The organism is Streptomyces albidochromogenes (assembly GCF_005981925.1).
Classification (GTDB): Bacteria; Actinomycetota; Actinomycetes; order Streptomycetales; family Streptomycetaceae; genus Streptomyces; species Streptomyces albidochromogenes.
This window is the reverse complement of record NZ_VBVX01000059.1, coordinates 1-18,569: the sequence shown is the minus strand read 5'-3', so window position 1 is coordinate 18,569 and position 18,569 is coordinate 1. Positions and strand designations below refer to the sequence as shown.

The following is an 18,569-nucleotide window of genomic DNA, read 5'->3' as shown; positions in this document are numbered from 1 at the left end:
GTTCACGCCGCCTCGGCCAGCGCCTCCCGGGCGTCCATCAGGGCGAACCCGAGCAGGTTGAGGCCGTGCCACGTGGTGGGCGAGGCGGCGCGGGCGTCGTCGGCCGCCAGGCCGATGCCCCAGATCCGGTCGAGCGGGCTGGCTTCGACGAGGACGCGGTCGCCGGTGGCGAGGAGGTACCGCAGGAGGGCGTCGTGCTGACCGAACTTGGCGATGCTGCCCCGCACGACGATTCCGTAGCGGTGCTCGCGCCAGGTCCGTTCGTCGAAACCGGTGATCCGGCGGCCCAGCGACTTGGCCTCGGCGGGATGTTCGACGGCGAGGATCTTCGCGGCGGACTCCGGGTCGTCGAACAGCCAGGCCTTGTGGGCCATCATGTAGTGCTCGGCGGAGCGGTAGGTGTGGCCGTCCTCGGTGAACTCCACGGGCCACCACTGGCTGAGACAGCCCGGGCCCGCGGCGGCGCCCGGAGTGGGCCGGTGACCCCAGAAGTAGAGGTAGCGCAGGCGCGTGTCGGCGGTGTGTTCCGCGGTGACGGCTTCCTGGACGGACTTGGGCACGGGGGTACGGCGAGGGTCGTTCGGCATGGGCGCACCGTCGCACACGGCGGCCGGCCGTCTCAAGGCAATTGCCCGCGCACGGCGACGGCTTGCCGCCGCCCGTTGCCCTCCGGCCCCGAATCACCGGCCGGGCAGCGCCTTCGGAGAGTCGCGTGCGCCACACCGGGAACGCGAACGGGGCGGGACACCCGTCCGGTGTCCCGCCCCGCTTGCGTGCCCTCGGCCCGGCGGCTTCAGTGCCTGCGGCCCCGCAGGCGCCCCAGCAGCTGCTTCGCCTGGCTGCGCTTCCGCGGGTCGGACGCCGCCCGGCGCGCCTGTGCGATCGTCCGGCGCCCCTGCGGGCTGCTCGCGTACTGCTTGATCCGGTTGATGATGCCCGGCATGGTCGGCCCTCCGTTCACAGTGGTGACAGGTGACACGCCACATGGCGTGCGGCCTGTGGCACGGGGTGCGCGGTACGGCGTACCGCACGCTCTCCCTACGCCGTTTACCCCGCCGGGGCGGTTCCAGACCCCGGGCCCCGCCCGGGTAGGCCGGACGGACGCGGTCACGCCGGTCTTGTCGCCCCCGCGAACGGCATCTGGTCCAGCGGGGCCAGCCGGACCGGCGCGCCGGGACGCGGCGCGTGGATCATCTGCCCGCCGCCGACGTAGAGGCCCACGTGGCTGATACCGGAGTAGAAGAAGACGAGGTCCCCGGGGGCCAGTTCCGCGCGCGAGACGCGCCGCCCCGCGTTGATCTGCGTGTACGTCGTACGGGGCAGCGAGACGCCCGCCGCCTTCCAGGCCGCCTGGGTCAGGCCCGAGCAGTCGAAGGCGTTCGGCCCCGTGGCACCCCAGACGTACGGCTTGCCGATCGCCCCGTACGCGAACGAGACCGCCTGGCCGGCGCGGGAGCCGGGCGCCGCCTCGGCCGCCGGGACCGCGCGCGGCGCGGCCCGGTCCGCGCGGGCGGCGGCGGGCGACGCGCCGTGGCCGTCCTCCTCGGCGTACCGCGCGCGCTGCTCGGCCGTGAGGCGGGACAGCAGGCTCTCGGCCGCGCCGATCCTGTCCTGGATCCTCGCCTTGTGCTCGCGCAGGTCCCGCTGGTGGGACTTGAGTTCGGCCAGGCGCTCGTCCGCCTCCTCGCGCAGGCGCGCGATCCGCCCGAGCTGCTGCCGTATCCCGTTCACGGCCGCGGCATGCCGGTCGCCCGCCCGGTCGGCGATCGAGGCGCGGCGCAGGAACTGGTCCGGGTCGGACGTCAGCGCGACCTGTACGGCCGGGTCGACCGCGCCGGTGCGGTACTGCGAGGTGGCGAGCGAACCGAGTGCGTTGCGGGCGGCGTTGAGGCGTTCCGTCCCGCGGGCGGCCTCGTCGCGCAACGCGTCCAGCGACTCGACGGCGGCGCCCGCCTTCTCCTTCGCGCCGTTGTACTTCTCCGTGGCGACCTCGGCGTCGTGGTAGAGCTGGTCGACCTTCGCCTTCACCTGAGCGGGGGTGAGGGCGGGCTCCGCGTGCCCGACGCCGTCGAACGCGGTGGCACTCGCCGCCCCGGCCAGCACGAAGGTGAAGGCGGTGCGGGCGGTGCTGCCGTTGAGCGTGCGCTGCTTGGGCTTTCGGTGCGTGGCCACGAGGGCGTCCACGTCCTTCCGTCCTGTACGTCGCTGTACGTCGAGCCGCTCGCATCCGGCGGCGCCCCGCACAGGGGAACGGACCGCCGCCGGACTCTCGGCGGGGCGGCCGACTGCCGTTCCGGGGAGAAACGGCGGTGGGGAGTCGGTCACCTGGGGAAGGACGCTAAACCTGGCGGTCACGGGGCTGCGGAGCATTGACCGACAGTGGTCGAAACAGGGCGTCGTATGAACGCGGTTGAGAGCCCCGCTCCCGCCGGAAGCGAGCATTCCGCGCTTCCGTGACCAATACGGCGATGGCCCGGCAGCCCGGTCGCCGGGCCTGCTAAGGCCGGGTCTAGGCTCCGCTGCATGGACGTACTCATCAATGTCTTCGTCGGCCTGCACATCATCGGCATCGCCGCGCTCCTCGGCGGCTTCCTGACCCAGATGAAGGCGATGAGCGCCGGCACCGCCCGGTTCACCCCCGCGATGCTGCACGGCGCGCTGACCATGCTCGTGACGGGCGTGGCGCTGGTGGGCCTCAACCAGGCCGACGACCAGACGGTGAACAACCTCAAGATCGGCGTCAAGCTCGCGGTCCTGGTGGTGATCCTCGGCCTGGTCTACGTGAAGCGCGACGAGGAGAAGGCCGACAAGGCGCTCTTCGGCGCCGTCGGCGGCCTGACCGTCGCGAACATCTTCATCGCGGTCCTCTGGACCTGAGTCCGGCCGCCGCACGGCCGCCTCGTCGCCCCACCCGGCCGGGCACCCGGCGGACGGGACGACGAGCAGAGGCGCCCGCACCCGGCCCCGCGCCCGTCGGACGCGGGGCCGCCCGGTGCTACGCGGGGCGGACGCTGCCGTAGATCGGCATGTAGTAGATCGACTCCTCGCGGACGTACGCGCCGGGCTTGGGCGCGTGGATCATCTTGCCGCCGCCGATGTAGACGCCGACGTGGCTGATGTCGTCGTAGAAGAAGACCAGGTCGCCCGGCTTGAGGTCCTCGGTCGCCACCCGGGTGCCGACGTTCACCTGGTCCCAGGTGGTACGGGGCAGAGTGACGCCGGCGGCCTTCCAGGCGCCCTGGGTCAGACCGGAGCAGTCGTACGAACTGGGGCCCGCCGCGCCCCACACGTACGGCTTGCCGATCTGGGCGCGGGCGAAGGCCAGCACCTTCTCGGCCTTGGCGGCGTACGCGTCGGAGGGGGAGCCGGTGCCGGAACCGGTGCCTGGGGCAGTGCCGGGGCTCGTGCCGGTGCCGGGGGCAGTTCCCGTACCGGCGCCCGTGCCGCTCTCGTCCCGCTGGGCCTCCTCCCGCCGCTCGCGCTCCGCCTCCGCCTTCTCCGTGGCCCGAGCCTCCGCCCTGGCCTTCGCCTCGGCCTTGCGCCGCGCCTCGGCCTCGCGCTCCTTCTCCAGCTTCGCGAGCCGCGCCTTCTCCTGCGCGGTCAGCCGCGACAACAGGTCGCGCGCCTCCGCGAGCTTGCGCTGAACGTCCTGCTTCGAGGACTTGAGGGAAGCCTGCGAATCAGTCAGGCTCTCCAGGCTCCGCGTCGCCTCGGCGCGCTCCTCGGACACCGCCTCCTGCTGCTCCTGGAAGTCGGTGACGTCCGTCCGCTGGCGTTCCGTCATCCGGTCCATCAGCCGGTTCTGGTCGAAGTACGCCTGCGGGCTGTCCGCGAGGAGCAGCGCGGCGGTCGGCGTGACCGATCCCGACCGGTACTGCGCGGCCGCGTACGTGCCCAGCTTGCGCCGTGCCTCGTTCAGCCGCTCCGTGCTCTGCGCCACCGAGTCGAGCAGCCCGTCCACGGACTTGCGCTGCCGGTCGGTGGCCTCCTTGGCGAGGTTGTACTTCTGCGTGGCCGTGCCGGCCTGCCGGTAGAGGTCGTCGACCTTCTTCTGCACCTCTTCGACCGACGGCTTGGAAGCCGTCGGTCCGGCGGGCGCCGCTCCCGCCGACTGGGCGAGCAGACCGACTGAGGCGATAGCCGCCGTGGTGACACCCAGGGCGGGTGCGGTGGTGCGTACCCGGGTACGCGGCTTGCGATGCGACGCCAAGGCCGGCATCTCCTTCCGTGGACCGCCTACCGGGTTAGCTGTCGGGTTCGGGCGGGAGAAACGGAAGGTGCCCTACGGTCCGCGGGACTGCGGACCGATTCACCCCAGGTGGTGCGCGTGGGTCCCCGGTTCCGAACTGCTCTGCGGCAGGCCGGATTCGGCGTGGACCGCCCGCTCCGGCGCTGTTCGCCGGCTGGGGTACGAGCAGCCCGAGTCGGCACGCTAGCCAACAGGCACGACCACTGGGAAGCCCGATGTTCGATATGCCCGATACATTTCCGTGACCTGGCCGAGCCGGTTCCGTTGCGCGCCGCTCCGGCCGTGGCGGCGGCCCCGGGGCGCGCCTCCCGGGGCGTACAGGGGGCGTGCGCAAGGTCACACGGCGCGCGGACGGGCGCGCGGACGTGCGGAGCGCCGGGTCCGGCCGGTCCGTCCCGTCCGGCCGGGCGGAATCCGGGGCGGGCTGTCGGTGGTCCCGCCTAAGCTTGGTAGACGATGAGCAGCCTCTTTGACGACAGCTTCCTGGCCGACCTCCAGCACGCGGAGTACGCGAAGGACACAGCCCCGCCGCCCCCCGAGGAACACGCTCCGGAGCCGGTTCCGCACGACCTGTTCGGGGGCGCCTTCGACGCACCCCCGCCGCCCAGGGACGCGCACTACAGGGACGGCGCGCCGCGCCCCGTCGTGGACGCCGCCGCGCTGCTCGAAGGGCTGAACGAGGAGCAGCGCGCCGCTGTCGTGCACGCCGGGTCCCCGCTGCTCATCGTGGCCGGGGCCGGCTCGGGCAAGACCCGCGTCCTGACCCACCGGATCGCGTACCTGCTGGCCAAGCGGGGTGTGCACCCCGGCCAGATCCTCGCGATCACCTTCACGAACAAGGCCGCCGGCGAGATGAAGGAGCGCGTGGAGCAGCTCGTGGGCCCCCGCGCGGGCCACATGTGGGTCTCCACCTTCCACAGCGCCTGCGTGCGGATCCTGCGCCGCGAGTCGAAGAAGCTCGGCTTCACGTCCTCGTTCTCGATCTACGACGCCGCCGACTCGAAGCGCCTGATGGCGCTCGTCTGCCGCGACCTGGACCTCGATCCCAAGCGCTTCCCGCCGAAGGCGTTCAGCGCGAAGGTCTCGAACCTGAAGAACGAACTGATAGACGAGGAGACCTTCGCGGGCCAGGCCGCCGACGGCTTCGAGAAGACGCTGGCCCAGGCGTACGCGCTGTACCAGGCACGGCTGCGCGAGGCCAACGCGCTGGACTTCGACGACATCATCATGACCACGGTCCACCTGCTCCAGGCGTTCCCGGACGTCGCCGAGCACTACCGGATGCGCTTCCGGCACGTCATGGTCGACGAGTACCAGGACACCAACCACGCTCAGTACACGCTCGTACGCGAGCTGGTGGGCCCCTCGGGCGAGGGCCGGGCGCCGGGCGAGCTGTGCGTCGTGGGTGACGCCGACCAGTCGATCTACGCCTTCCGCGGCGCGACGATCCGCAACATCCTCCAGTTCGAGGAGGACTACCCGGACGCGAAGACGATCCTGCTGGAGCAGAACTACCGCTCGACGCAGACCATCCTCACCGCCGCCAACGCCGTCATCGAGCGCAACGAGAACCGCCGCCCGAAGAACCTGTGGACCGAGGCCGGCGCCGGCTCCCTGATCACCGGGTACGTCGCGGACACCGAGCACGACGAGGCGCAGTTCGTCGCCGAGGAGATCGACCGGCTGACGGACGCGGGCGACGCCAAGGCCGGCGACGTCGCCGTCTTCTACCGTACGAACGCCCAGTCCCGTGTCTTCGAAGAGATCTTCATCCGCGTCGGGCTGCCCTACAAGGTCGTCGGCGGCGTCCGCTTCTACGAGCGCAAGGAGGTGCGGGACGTCCTCGCCTACCTGCGCGTCCTGGCCAACCCCGAGGACACCGTCCCGCTGCGCCGCATCCTGAACGTACCCAAGCGGGGCATCGGCGACCGGGCCGAGGCGATGATCGACGCGTTGTCGCTGCGCGAGAAGATCAGCTTCCCGCAGGCGCTGCGGCGCGTGGACGAGGCGTACGGCATGGCGGCCCGCTCGGCGAACGCCGTGAAGCGCTTCAACACGCTGATGGAGGAGCTCCGTACGATCGTCGAGTCCGGCGCCGGGCCCGCCACGGTCCTCGAAGCCGTCTTCGAACGGACCGGTTACCTCGCCGAGTTGCAGGCGTCGACCGATCCGCAGGACGAGACCCGCATCGAGAACCTCCAGGAGCTCGCCGCCGTGGCCCTGGAGTTCGAGCAGGAGCGCGAGGGCGACGAGCCCGGCACGCTGGCCGAGTTCCTGGAGAAGGTCGCGCTCGTCGCGGACTCCGACCAGATCCCCGACGAGGACGAGGAAGGGTCGGGCGTCATCACGCTGATGACCCTGCACACCGCGAAGGGGCTGGAGTTCCCCGTGGTGTTCCTGACGGGCATGGAGGACGGCGTCTTCCCGCACATGCGCGCGCTCGGCCAGACGAAGGAGCTGGAGGAGGAGCGGCGGCTCGCGTACGTCGGCATCACGCGCGCCCGCGAGCGGCTCTACCTGACGCGGGCGTCGATGCGCAGTGCCTGGGGGCAGCCGTCGTACAACCCGCCGTCGCGGTTCCTGGAGGAGATCCCGGACACCTACCTGACGTGGAAGCGCAAGGGCGCCCAGGCGCCGGCCGGGCCGGTGTCGGGCGTCGCCTCGTCGCTGTCGGCCTCGCTGGCCTCGCGGTCGCGGGGCGGGGGCGGCGGCGCTTCGGGGTTCGCCACACGGCGGACGTCCGACAAGCCGGTGGTCGCGCTGTCGGTCGGGGACCGGGTCACGCACGACCAGTTCGGGCTCGGCACCGTGATGACGGTGACGGGGACGGGGGCGGACGCGCAGGCGACGATCGACTTCGGCGACGAGCGGCCCAAGAAGCTGCTCCTGCGGTACGCGCCGGTCGAGAAGCTGTAGGAGGTCTGCCCCGCCGGGCCCGGGGATCGCGCCCCGGGCCCCGGTGGGGAGCGCGGGACGGCGGTCGCCGGGCCTTCGGGTTTCAGGGGCGGGACCGGGGGCACCCGTACGGTGCGTCGCTCAGGTCGGGCTGAGGCCGTGGCTCCGGAACCACGGCAGCGGGTCGACCGCCGAGCCGCCGCCGGGACGCACCTCGAAGTGAAGGTGCGGACCTGTGGAGTTGCCCGAGTCGCCCGAGTACGCGATGACGTCGCCGGCCTGGACCGATCCGGAACGGATCTTGCTGCTGCTGAGGTGGCAGTACCAGGTCTCGGTGCCGTCGGCGGCGGTCACTATCGCCATGTTGCCGTAGGCGGTGTTGAACTGCGTGCGGACCGTGCCGTCCGTCGCCGCCATCACCGGTGTGCCGTACCCGACGGGGAAGTCGATGCCGGAGTGCACGGACATCCAGTTGATGCCGGCCTGGCCGTAGTAGGCGCTGAGCCCGTGCTGCGCCACCGGGAGCGCGAACTTCGGGCGGGCGGCCTCCTTGCGGGCGGCCTCCTCGGCCCTCTTCTTCTTCTCGGCGGCCTGGCGCGCCTGGAGGTCGATACGTTCCTGCGTACGGCTGGCGCGGTCGGCGAAGTCCTCGGCGTCCGTACTGAGGTTGGCCAGCTGGGTGTCGAGCTTGTTGTTGACCGCGACGGGCTTCACCGAACCGGGGTCGGCCGCCGACGCCGTAGTGGTGGTGTCCTTCTTCTCCTCGGCGGGAGCGCCGCCGCCGACACTGCCGACCGAGGCGGCGGCGATGCCGGCCACGCCCATCACGCAGGCGGAGGGGACGGCGACGGTGAGGAGCGCGGAGCGTTTGGCCGGAGTGCGGCGCCGGCCCCGGCCGGAGTTGCCGGCGCTGCGGCGGGACGAACGTGCACCGGGGGCGGCGGTCGCGACGGACGCTGCGGCCGGGGCGTGTTCGAGGTCCGTTTCGGTTTCCGCGTCGGGCTCGGGCTCGTGTGCGGACGCGTACTCCGACGTGTATTCGTGTTCCGCGCCGGGCGTGTTGCCGGGACCGTCGGGCGTCGCCTCGTGGTGCGCCTCGGACGGGTCGGACGGGTCGGGTGCGCCGGAGGCGTCGGGTGCTTCAGGGGCGTACGCCGCGAGGGCCTCGGCCAGGTCGGCCTGCGGGAACTCGGCCGTCTCGTAGAAGACTTGCTGCGCGCCGACCGTCTCGTACCCGCCCGTGTGGCCGTCGGAGCCGCCTTCCGTGTGGCCGGAGTTCCAGGCCGTGGCGTCGTACGCGCCGGTGTCGTAGGCCGGCGTCGTGCTCCACTGGCCGGTGGCGTCCGCGGCCTGGGCGAACTGTGCCGCGTCGTACTGGCCCGTCCCGTACTGAGTGGTGTCGTACTGGCCCGTCTCGTACGCGCCGGTCGCGAACTGGCCTGCCGTGAACTGGCCGGTCGTGAAGTGGCTGGTGTCGAACTGGCCCGTCTGGTTCCAGGTGTTGGAGTCCCACTGGCCGGTGGACTGCGCGGGGATGTCGGCCGCCGTCTGGTGGCCGGCCGCGGGCCACGCTCCCGTGCCGTCGTACTGCTGGTGTGCGCCGTACGCGTCGTAACCGGCCGTCGGCTGGGCGCCCGTGGCATTCCACTGGGGGGTGTCGTGCCGGCCGCTGTGGCCGGCGTCGTAGTGGCTGTCCTGGGAGGGAAGCGCACCGAAGAGGGGATCCGTCTGAAAGCTGCCGGTGGAGTAGCCGTCGTACCCGGCGTGGGCGTGCTGGTCGTCCACCAACTTCTCTCTCGCCTCGGCAATGCGGGACCTGTGGGGCTGGGGTCCCGGGTAGGGGGCCCCAGAGGCAAAGCAGTGGCGCGACTGTACCCGGCGGTAAGGGACGGCGACAATCTTCGCCAGATTTTCCGCGTTCCGGAAACGGGCATTCGGCCGCCTTTCGGCCGACGCCGGGCACAGCCTTGATGTTGCGTTCGACAGATGTTCGACTGCGGTTCAGGGGAGTTCAGGCGACCGAGACCGCGTCCGAGGTGCCCGCCGCCGTGTCCTGCTCCTCCAGCGCCGTACGGATCCCGGCGGCGACCGCCGGATGAACGGGCAACGCGAGATGGCCGATTCCCGTCACCCGGATGTTTTGGGCGATGAGATCCGGGTGGCTGACGCACGCGGTGGTGACCGGGAGCATCAGCTGGTCGAGGTCGCTCCAGAAACTGACGAACCGCGTGCGGCAGGAAGACGCCGGCCTGCGCAACTCCTCGATCACGTCGGAGTCGGGCCGCATCTGCCGCACGAGGGGATGGGCGCTCATCGGCGGGGCGACGCTCGTGCCCGTGTGCGGGGTGCCGAGCGTGACGAGGGTGCGGACGCGCACGTCGCCGCCCAGCCGCTGCACGTAGTAGCGGGCGATCAGGCCGCCCAGGCTGTGGCCGACGACGTCCACCCGGGCGTGGCCCGTACGGTCGCAGATCTCCTCCACATGGCGGCCGAGCAACTCGGCCGCCGTACGGATGTCGCAGGTGAGCGGCGAGTAGTTGAGGGACTCCAGGTGGCGCCAGCCGTGCCGGGCCAGGGAGCGGCGCAGGACGACGAAGACCGAGCGGTTGTCCACGAAGCCGTGGAGGAGCACGACGGGCGGGCGGTCGCGGCCGGCGGCGGGAAGCGCGCCGGTGGCAAGGTCGGCGGCCTCGGGCGGCTCGGGAGCGGGCCCGGGGGCGGGCGCACCGCCCCGGCGTCGCTCCTGGGCGATGCCGGACGGGTAGAGGACGAGGTGTCCGGCGAGGATCGCGAGCTCCAGTGCGGTGGCCCGCAGGAGCGCGCCGGACAGGCGCAACCGGGCCGGACAGGGCGGAATGGAGAAGGGCGGGACCCTCATGGCGGACCTCCCGAACGGCACGCGGGGAGGCGGCTCCGTCCCCCGTGTGCCCTCATGGGGTGCCGAACCGAGGATCTCGGCGGCCGTTCCACCGTGCCGTGCGGCTGACGGCACGGTGGAACGACGGCCTCGTCGCGGCTCCCCTTGCGGCCGTCCCGGCTGCTGCGGCGGGTGCCGCCGCAACGCCTGATGTGGCAGGAACGACGCATAGCGAACATGTCCCATGTGTGATTTCCCCCTCCCTGTCCACCGCGAAACGAGCGCGTGCGGGATGCTGTCGATAACGTTCGTTCACTTCCCCGTCCGCATCGGTGCGGGGCGCGTGCCAAAGACGGCGCAGTCGGTACATGGAGGCAGTGATGGGTGTGACCGGGCCGATCCGCGTGGTGGTCGCCAAGCCGGGACTCGACGGACACGATCGCGGGGCGAAGGTCATCGCGCGGGCCCTGCGCGACGCCGGTATGGAGGTCATCTACACCGGGCTTCACCAGACGCCCGAGCAGATCGTGGACACCGCCATTCAGGAGGACGCCGACGCGATCGGGCTGTCCATCCTCTCGGGCGCGCACAACACGCTCTTCGTGAAGGTCATCGAGCTGCTCAAGCAGCGCGACGCGGAGGACATCAAGGTCTTCGGCGGCGGGATCATCCCCGAGGCGGACATCGCGCCGCTGAAGGAGAAGGGCGTCGCCGAGATCTTCACGCCGGGCGCCACGACGCAGTCGATCGTCGAGTGGGTCAACACCCACGTCCGCCAGGCGGCGCAGGCGTAGAGCCGCTCGTCCGCGGGGCCCGGGGCCGACCGCACAGCGGCCCCGGGTACCCGGGGCGCCGCACCTGGGTACCCCAGTGGGGTGGCTACGGATGTGGGTGCGCCGCCGGCTCCGGGTGCGGTGCGGTCTGCGCGGCCTGTACGGGGTCCGGGTGCGCCCGGTCCGGTGGCTCCGACAGCTCCGCGAGCATCGCCGCTCTGAGGCGCAGCGTGCCGACCAGGCGCTGGAACGCCTCCGACCAGTAGCCGGCCGCACCGGGCGACGCGTCCTCCTGCTCGTCCGGCGTCGTCGTGAGGATCTCCAGGCGGTCTGCCTCGCCGGGATCCAGGCAGCGCTCCGCCAGGCCCATGACGCCACTGAAACTCCACGGGTAGCTCCCCGCGTCCCGCGCGATGTCCAGCGCGTCGACCACCGCGCGCCCCAGCGGCTCCGACCAGGGCACGGTGCACACCGCCAGCAGCTGGAACGCCTCGGACAGGCCGTGTGCGGCGACGAACGAGGCCACCCACTCGGCCCGTTCGCCGTGCGGCAGGACGGCCAGCAGCTTCGCCCGCTCGGCGAAGGACGACGTACCGGGGCCGGCCGCCGGTGGTGCGGACGGAGCGCCGAGCAGCGCGCGGGACCACCGCGCGTCCCGCTGCCGCACGGCCGCGCGGCACCAGGCGGCGTGCAGCTCCTCCTTCCAGTCGTCGCTCACGGGCAGGGCGACGATCTCCTGCGGTGTACGGCCGCCCATCCGGCTCGGCCAGGTGTGCAGCGGGGCGGACTCGACCAGCTGGCCCAGCCACCATGACCGCTCGCCGCGCCCGGCCGGCGGGGTGGGCGACACACCGTCGCGCTGCATGTCCGCGTCGCACTCGTGCGGGGCCTCCACGGTGACGCGCTCGCCACCGGCCGTGCGGCCGGAGCGGTCCAGGCTGACGCAGGTGGCGGCCCGGGTCGCCATCCGCGCCGCGAGGGCGGAGCCCGGCAGCGCGGAGAGCAGTTCGGCCGCGGTGGTCCGCACATTGCGGCTGCGGTCGGACAGGGCGCGTTCCAGGAAGGGCTCGTCGGCGTCGGACAGGCCGGAGCGCAGGGAGTCGAGGAACATCAGGCGGTCTTCGGCGCGCTCGGTGGACCAGGTGGTGGCGAGCAGGGCGAGCGCGGCTGCCGGGTCCTTGGCGCGGACGGTGGTGAGAAGACCGACGCGCTCGGCGAACAGGCCCTCCTCCCACAGGCTTCGCACCGCCGCCTCGTCGTCGGGATCGGGCAGGGCGCTGCCGCTGGACCCGCCGCGCAGCGCGAACCGCCAGTCCGGGTTCAGCCCCGCCAGCCACAGGCCCCGCACGCCGGCGAAGGCGAGCGCCTGGGGGCGCAGGTCCGTACGGGCGCGGGCGGCGTCCAGGACGGCCGGGAGCAGGGCCGGCGGGGCCTGGTAGCGGCGCCGGTTCGCGGCGGCGAGCCACTGGGGGAGCAGCTCGGTGAGGTCGGGCGCGGTGCCGCGTCTGCCCCCGGCGGCAGCGGGGGACGCGGAGCGGCCGGCCAGCAGTTGCGCGAGCCGCCGCCGCGCGGCCGGGGGCAGCGGGGGGCGCGGGTCGTGCGGTGCGGGAGTGGGGCGCGGTGCGGCGGGCGCGGGGACCAGGCCCGCCCTGCGCCGTACGGTCCGGTGCGCGGCGGCGTCGAGCAGGGCGGCAGGGGCGTCCTTGGCCGGCCCGGCGAGACCCTGCGGCAGCGTGCGGCGGTCGGTGCCGAGCAGGGCGACGGTGACGAGCTCTTCCCAGGAGACAGCGGAGGCCGCGGCCGCGGCGGCCGACGAAGCGACCGACGCGTCGGCTTCGGGGGCGCGGCGGTCGGTGGCGCGCCGGGACGCCTCCTCGGGCGCCGAACGTTCGGACACGGGCGTCCCCTCCGGCTGGTCGTGGTGACGGTCGGTGCGCTGGTCGTGGTGCTGGTCGTGTGCGACGCCCTGCGGGGAGCACCCCGCAGCGTCTCCTCCCGGCCGCGCGGCTCCCGACGCCGTGGCGGGGCGTGTCCTGGTGCACTGGGTGCTGGTCATGGGGCCCTCCGTACGGTCAGGCTTCGGTCAGCGGGACGGTTTCCGTCGAGCCGTCGGCCCAGGCCGTCAGCGGAGTGAAGCCGCGGTGGCCGCACTCGCCGAAGACCGTGACGGGGGCGCCGGCCGACACGGCCGCGAGTTTCCACAGCCCGGGACGGGACAGGGCGGTCGGCTCGACGGGGAGGGCGAACGGGGCGTCTGCGTCGATGAGTTGCCAGGCGGCGGCCCCGGACGGGGCCGGGATCACGCGGTGGAGCGTCACCGGCCAGGAGTCGAGCCAGGGGTCGTCCCGCAGCGCGTCGCCGTAGGCGTGGAGCGCCTCGGTGGTGTCGACTCCCGGTGGTGGTGAGCCGATGGGGGCGGGAGCGGCGAACTGGTGGCCGATCTCGGCCCTGATCCGGTTCGGGTGGAAGGTGAGCTCCGCGTCCAGCGTCAGGCCCATGGGCAGGCTGGTCTGCGGCGCCCTGCCGACCGCCCCGAAGGACAGGAACAGGGCCGTACGCCCCGACTCCTCCCCGTACAGCCAGACACGGCGCGTCACGAGCTTGCCGTCCGGGGTGTCGTACTGGGAGAGCACCAGCCAGCGGTCACGGACCGGCGGTCCGCCGGCGGACGTGGTGAGCCCGACGCGGCCGCGCACGGTCGCCGCCAGCGGCTCCGGCAGCCGCTCGCGCGCGCCCCACGCCGCGTCCAGCAGATGCAGCAGCGCGCACTCCTCCAGCAGCCGCGCCGGCCAGCCGGGCCCCGACGCGGGTACGGCGCCCAGCTCCCGCACCCGGGCCGCCAGCCCCGGCGCCTGGGCGTCGACCATACGACGGGCCGTCTCCTCCCACAGTCCGTAGCCGCTCGGCTCGGCGGCGGCCAGGCCGCCGCGCAGCAGGTCGCTCAGGCGCTGCTCCAACTCCGCCGCGCCCAGGGTGATCCGCTCGGCGCGCTGCTCGGCCCGGCGCTTCGCGGCCTGCGGATCAGGCGTCTTCGGGTCCGGGTGGGCCGTGTCCCCCGCGGCTGCCGCCGCCTTCGCTCTGCGGGCCGCCAGCCACTCCTCGGCCCAGTCGGGGGCCTCCCCGTCCTTCACCACCGGTTCGTCGGCCGCCCAGAGCAGCAGGAGCCCCAGGGCGTGCTTGCAGGGGAACTTGCGGCTGGGGCAACTGCACTTGTACGCGGGGCTGCCGCCCGCCGTGTCGACCACGGTCCGGTACGGCGTACGACCGCTTCCCCTGCAGAGCCCCCACACCGCTCCCGAGCCGCTGCTCCCGGCCTCCGACCACGGCCCGGCCGTACCGAGCCTGCTTCCCGTCTTGCGTGACGCGGCGTCAGGAGCCAAGGCCAGCACCTGTTCCGCAGTCCAGCGCACCCCCTGCTGATTCATGGGAAAGACGCTACGGGCCGCCACTGACAATCGCTCCGACCTGCGGTTTTCCGCTTCTGAAGACTTGACTCCCCTGGGCCTTTGCGGTTGGGTGCGATGCCTTGCACACATCCAGATCCGGGGGGATCCCAATGAACCGCTTCATCCGTACCGCTGTCTGTGCCGCCGCCGTCACCGGCCTCACCTTCGGCCTGGGCGCCTGCGACGCGACCGAAGCCGCGAAGGACGAGGCGGTCGAGCAGGTCGACAAGTCCATGGACGAGAAGTACGAGGTCACTTACGAGGTCACGGGCAAGGCCGTCGAGTCGATCGAGTTCGCCGGCGGGAAGGGCACCGCCATGCACCCGAAGATGGAGACGGTCAAGAACCCGCCGCTGCCGTGGAAGAAGACGGTCACGCTCCGCGGCATCATGCCGCCCGCCGTCTCCCCGATGAGCATCCAGGACGCCGCCGACCTGACCTGCAAGGTCGTCTACAAGGGCGAGACGATCAAGGAAGCGAAGGGTGAGAAGGCGCTGCTCGGCTGCATCGCGGTCTCCCCGATCGTGAAGTAGCAGCGGCACCACCATACTTGAGTTCGGGCCCCTGACCTGCGGCGAAGGCCGATTGTCAGTGGCGTGGTGCACGGTGGATCCCACATCCGGGAAATCTGGAGGGGGATCCATGACCGTGTCCGAAAACAACGGCGAGGCCCTGCGGCCGCACGCCGAGGACGCCTTCGCCGACGAGCTCAAGGCGCTGGCCGCGGCCGACGACCGGCCGCGGCCCGCCAAGTGGCTGCTCTCGCCGTGGGCCGTGGCGACGTACCTGCTCGGCGGGACCCTGCCCGACGGCACGGTGATCACGCCCAAGTACGTGGGGCCGCGCCGGATCGTCGAAGTCGCCGTCACCACGCTCGCCACCGACCGGGCGCTGCTGCTGCTCGGGGTCCCGGGCACCGCCAAGACCTGGGTGTCCGAACACCTCGCGGCCGCCGTCAGCGGCGACTCGACCCTGCTGGTGCAGGGCACCGCGGGGACACCCGAGGAAGCCATCCGGTACGGCTGGAACTACGCCCGGCTGCTCGCGCACGGGCCGAGCCGCGAGGCGCTCGTGCCCAGTCCCGTCATGCGCGCCATGGCCGACGGCATGACCGCGCGGGTCGAGGAACTCACCCGCATCCCGGCGGACGTTCAGGACACCCTGATCACGATCCTGTCCGAGAAGACCCTGCCCATCCCGGAGCTGGGGCAGGAGCAGCAGGCGGTCCGCGGCTTCAACCTCATCGCCACCGCCAACGACCGCGACCGGGGGGTCAACGACCTGTCCTCCGCGCTGCGCCGCAGGTTCAACACCGTCGTGCTGCCACTGCCCGAGACCGCGGAGGCCGAGGTGGACATCGTCGCCCGGCGCGTCGACCAGATCGGCCGCTCGCTCGACCTGCCGGCCGCGCCCGACGGGTTCGACGAGATCCGGCGCGTCGTCACCGTCTTCCGCGAGCTGCGCGACGGCGTCACCACCGACGGGCGGACGAAGGTCAAGTCCCCTTCCGGGACGCTTTCCACGGCCGAGGCGATCTCCGTGGTCACCGGCGGCCTGGCCCTCGCCGCGCACTTCGGCGACGGGGTGCTGCGCTCGGGTGACGTGGCGGCCGGGGTTCTCGGCGCGGTCGTGCGCGATCCGGCGGCGGACCGTGTCGTCTGGCAGGAGTACCTGGAGACGGTCGTCCGCGAGCGGGACGGCTGGAAGGACTTCTACCGCGCTTGCCGGGAGGTCTCGGGATGAGCCCCCGCCCCCTGTTGCTGGGCGTGCGCCACCACGGGCCCGGCTCGGCGCGTGCGGTGCTTGCCGCGCTCGACGCGGCGCGGCCGCCCGCCGTGCTGATCGAGGGGCCGCCGGAGGCGGACGCGCTGCTGCCGCTCGCGGCGGACGAGGCGATGCGCCCGCCCGTGGCGCTCCTCGCGCACGTCACGGACGACCCGCGCCGGGCGGCGTTCTGGCCGCTGGCGGAGTTCTCCCCGGAGTGGGTCGCGACCCGCTGGGCGCTCGGCCGCGGGGTACCGGTCCGCTTCATCGATCTGCCGGCCGCGCACTCACTGGCGCTGACGGACGAGCGGGACGACACGGAGGGCGAGGGGTGCGAGGCGGCGCAGACACCCGCCGTCGCCGTGGATCCGGTCGGGGTCCTCGCGGAGGCCGCCGGGTACGACGATCCGGAGCGGTGGTGGGAGGACGTGGTCGAGCACCGGGGGACCGGGGCGGCGGATCCGTTCGCGCCGTTCCGGGCGCTCGCGGAGGCCATGGGCGCCCTGCGCGAGACGTACGGAGACGGAGGACATGGGCGCGACGGCGTCCGCGAGGCGTACATGCGGCTCCAGCTGCGGGCCGCGCGCCGGGAGTTCGGCGACGACGTCGCCGTGGTCTGCGGCGCCTGGCACCTGCCGGCGCTCGGGGAGAAGGTGGCGACCGCGACCGCCGACCGCGCGGCGCTCAAGGGGCTCCCCAAGGTCAAGGCCGAGATGACGTGGGTGCCCTGGACCAACCGCAGGTTGGCCAGGCGCAGCGGGTACGGCGCGGGCATAGAGTCGCCCGGCTGGTACGGGCACCTGTTCAGCGCCCCGGACCGGCCCGTCGAGCGCTGGATGACCAAGGTCGCCGGGCTGTTGCGCGACGAGGACCGCACGGTCTCCCCCGCCCATGTCATCGAAGCCGTACGGCTCGCCGAGACGCTCGCCGTCATGCGCGGCCGGCCGCTCGCGGGGCTCACCGAGACCACCGACGCGGTACGGGCCGTGATGTGCGAGGGCTCCGACGTCCCGCTCGCGCTCGTGCACGACCGGCTCGTCGTCGGCGACGTTCTCGGCGAGGTCCCGGACACGGCGCCCGCGGTGCCGCTGCAACGCGACCTGACGCGTACGCAGCGCGGACTGCGGCTCAAACCGGAGCCCCGCGAGCGCGAGTTGGAGCTCGACCTGCGCAAGGAGACCGACGCGGCGCGCAGCAGGCTGCTGCACCGGCTGCGGCTGCTCTCCGTCGGATGGGGCGAGCCGGCCGAGACACGGGGAAGCACGGGTACGTTCCGTGAGTCCTGGCGGCTGCGGTGGGAGCCGGAACTGTCGGTGCGCGTCGCGGAGGCGGGCGTGTGGGGCACCACCGTGCTGTCCGCGGCCACCGCCAAGGCCGAGACCCAGGCGGCATCGGCCACCGTCCTCGCCGATGTCACGGCGCTCGCCGAGCGGTGCCTCCTGGCCGACCTCCCCGACGCCCTCCCGGTCGTCATGCGGGCCCTCGCCGACCGCGCGGCGCTGGACGCGGACGTCGGCCACCTCGCCCAGGCCCTGCCCGCCCTCGCCCGCTCACTTCGGTACGGCGACGTGCGCGCCACGGACACCGTGGCGCTGGGCGAGGTCGCGGCCGGACTGGCCGAGCGGATCTGCGTGGGCCTGCCGCCCGCCTGCACCGCGCTCGACGCGGACGGCGCGGCGGACATGCGCCGCCACCTCGACGCCGTCCACGCGGCGATCGGCCTCCTGGCCGGCACCGAACCGGGCGACCGCCACGACGTGCGCGAGCGGTGGTCGGCGGTGCTGGGCCGGCTCGCCGCGCGGGACAGTGTGGCGGGAGTGATCCGCGGCCGGGCGGCGCGGCTGCTGCTGGACGGCGGGCGGCTGGAGGAGGACGAGGCGGCGCGCCTCATGTCGCTGGCGTTGTCGCCCGGCACACCACCGGCCGACGCGGCGGCCTGGATCGAGGGCTTCGTCGGCGGGGCGTCCGGCGGCGGAATGCTCCTCGTGCACGACGAGAGGCTGCTCGGCCTCGTCGACGCCTGGCTGACCGGCGTACCCGGCGACGCCTTCACCGGCGTACTGCCGCTGCTGCGCCGGACCTTCGCGGCGTACGAGCCGGGGGTGCGGCGCACGCTGGGGGAACTGCTCCGACGCGGCCCGTCAACCGCCGACCCGGCCCGGACCCACGCCGGTGTCCCCGGCTTCGGCTCCGGCTTCGACGAGGAGCGCGCGGACGCGGTGCTGCCGGTGCTGAGGCTGCTCCTCGGGGAGGAGGGGGACGCACTCGGTTTGGCAGGTGTGAGCGTGCCCGAGGGACGACGCCCTTCGGGGACGGAGCGCGAGGCAACGCCCGTGCGGCGTGCGGGGGCGGGGAGCGGGGTCGCAGTGCGGCAGTCGGCTGCCGGCCCGGCGTTCGACGACGCACCCGGAGCGCGTGACGCACCCGGAGTGCGTGAGGAAGGCCCGGACCGGCAGGCGCAGCCCGCCACCCCTGATGCGCCGGCCGGCGCCCGGGGCTGCGGCGAGTCGGCCGTGCGGCAAGGCGTCGTCGGCCAGGGCCGTGTCGGGCAGGGCGGCGTCGGCCAGGGCGGCGTGGGCCAGGAG

The 18,569-nt window shown here is 73.2% G+C and carries 14 protein-coding genes and 1 riboswitch; of the genes, 6 read left to right on the top strand and 8 right to left on the bottom strand.

Annotated features, from left to right (window positions below; all coding sequences use genetic code 11):
- Window positions 1-2: 2 nt before the first annotated feature.
- The 3 genes from ybiA to E2E34_RS10980 form a co-directional block, all read right to left on the bottom strand.
- Window positions 3-587 carry a riboflavin biosynthesis intermediates N-glycosidase gene (ybiA, locus tag E2E34_RS10985; protein WP_138901704.1) on the bottom strand — a complete coding sequence of 195 codons (585 nt, stop codon included), beginning with the start codon at window positions 585-587 and terminating at the stop codon, window positions 3-5.
- Between the two features lie 206 nt (window positions 588-793).
- Window positions 794-943, bottom strand: coding sequence for a hypothetical protein (locus E2E34_RS35385; protein WP_167368021.1), 150 nt, complete (start codon window positions 941-943; stop codon window positions 794-796).
- A 164-nt stretch (window positions 944-1,107) separates the two neighbouring features.
- On the bottom strand, window positions 1,108-2,172 hold the full coding sequence (locus tag E2E34_RS10980) for a C40 family peptidase (RefSeq protein WP_244315620.1): 1,065 nt from the start codon (window positions 2,170-2,172) through the stop codon (window positions 1,108-1,110).
- 351 nt (window positions 2,173-2,523) lie between these two features.
- Here E2E34_RS10980 and E2E34_RS10975 point away from each other — a divergent pair, with 351 nt between their 5' ends.
- Entirely contained in the window at window positions 2,524-2,877 is a 354-nt protein-coding gene (locus E2E34_RS10975) for a hypothetical protein (RefSeq protein ID WP_138901702.1), read from the top strand.
- A gap of 118 nt (window positions 2,878-2,995) precedes the next feature.
- Here the strand turns inward: E2E34_RS10975 and E2E34_RS10970 are convergent, their stop codons facing one another.
- The gene (locus E2E34_RS10970) at window positions 2,996-4,219 is read right to left on the bottom strand and encodes a C40 family peptidase (RefSeq protein ID WP_208765205.1); all 1,224 of its coding nucleotides are present in this window, start codon (window positions 4,217-4,219) and stop codon (window positions 2,996-2,998) included.
- A riboswitch (cyclic di-AMP (ydaO/yuaA leader) is annotated at window positions 4,218-4,383 on the bottom strand. It overlaps the preceding gene by 2 nt.
- Window positions 4,384-4,705: 322 nt before the next feature.
- Between E2E34_RS10970 and pcrA the strand changes: the two genes are divergently transcribed.
- A complete protein-coding gene (gene pcrA, locus E2E34_RS10965; protein WP_138901700.1) occupies window positions 4,706-7,165 on the top strand; it encodes a DNA helicase PcrA in 2,460 nt (819 codons plus the stop codon).
- Window positions 7,166-7,285: 120 nt separating this feature from the next.
- Here pcrA and E2E34_RS10960 read toward each other — a convergent pair whose 3' ends face one another.
- Together E2E34_RS10960 and E2E34_RS10955 are read right to left on the bottom strand one after the other, a co-directional pair.
- A complete protein-coding gene (locus E2E34_RS10960) occupies window positions 7,286-8,929 on the bottom strand; it encodes a M23 family metallopeptidase (RefSeq protein ID WP_138901699.1) in 1,644 nt (547 codons plus the stop codon).
- 226 nt (window positions 8,930-9,155) lie between these two features.
- On the bottom strand, window positions 9,156-10,022 hold the full coding sequence (locus E2E34_RS10955; RefSeq protein WP_138901698.1) for a lipase family alpha/beta hydrolase: 867 nt from the start codon (window positions 10,020-10,022) through the stop codon (window positions 9,156-9,158).
- A gap of 359 nt (window positions 10,023-10,381) precedes the next feature.
- On the opposite strand from E2E34_RS10955, the gene icmB reads away from it, so the two are divergent.
- Window positions 10,382-10,795, top strand: a complete 414-nt coding sequence (icmB, locus tag E2E34_RS10950) for a coenzyme B12-dependent isobutyryl CoA mutase small subunit (RefSeq protein ID WP_028812291.1) — start codon at window positions 10,382-10,384, stop codon at window positions 10,793-10,795.
- Window positions 10,796-10,880: 85 nt separating this feature from the next.
- Here the strand turns inward: icmB and E2E34_RS10945 are convergent, their stop codons facing one another.
- Complete coding sequence (locus E2E34_RS10945) at window positions 10,881-12,830, bottom strand: DUF5691 domain-containing protein (protein ID WP_244315618.1); 1,950 nt, start codon at window positions 12,828-12,830, stop codon at window positions 10,881-10,883.
- A 16-nt stretch (window positions 12,831-12,846) separates the two neighbouring features.
- On the bottom strand, window positions 12,847-14,199 hold the full coding sequence (locus E2E34_RS10940; RefSeq protein WP_138901697.1) for an SWIM zinc finger family protein: 1,353 nt from the start codon (window positions 14,197-14,199) through the stop codon (window positions 12,847-12,849).
- A gap of 131 nt (window positions 14,200-14,330) precedes the next feature.
- Here E2E34_RS10940 and E2E34_RS10935 point away from each other — a divergent pair, with 131 nt between their 5' ends.
- From E2E34_RS10935 to E2E34_RS10925, 3 genes are all read left to right on the top strand, one after another.
- Window positions 14,331-14,753 carry a hypothetical protein gene (locus tag E2E34_RS10935; protein WP_138901696.1) on the top strand — a complete coding sequence of 141 codons (423 nt, stop codon included), beginning with the start codon at window positions 14,331-14,333 and terminating at the stop codon, window positions 14,751-14,753.
- A gap of 109 nt (window positions 14,754-14,862) precedes the next feature.
- The gene (locus tag E2E34_RS10930) at window positions 14,863-15,963 is read left to right on the top strand and encodes an ATP-binding protein (protein WP_138901695.1); all 1,101 of its coding nucleotides are present in this window, start codon (window positions 14,863-14,865) and stop codon (window positions 15,961-15,963) included.
- A partial coding sequence (locus E2E34_RS10925; RefSeq protein ID WP_244315616.1) for a DUF5682 family protein occupies window positions 15,960-18,569 on the top strand: 2,610 nt, incomplete at its 3' end. The genes E2E34_RS10930 and E2E34_RS10925, both read left to right, overlap by 4 nt.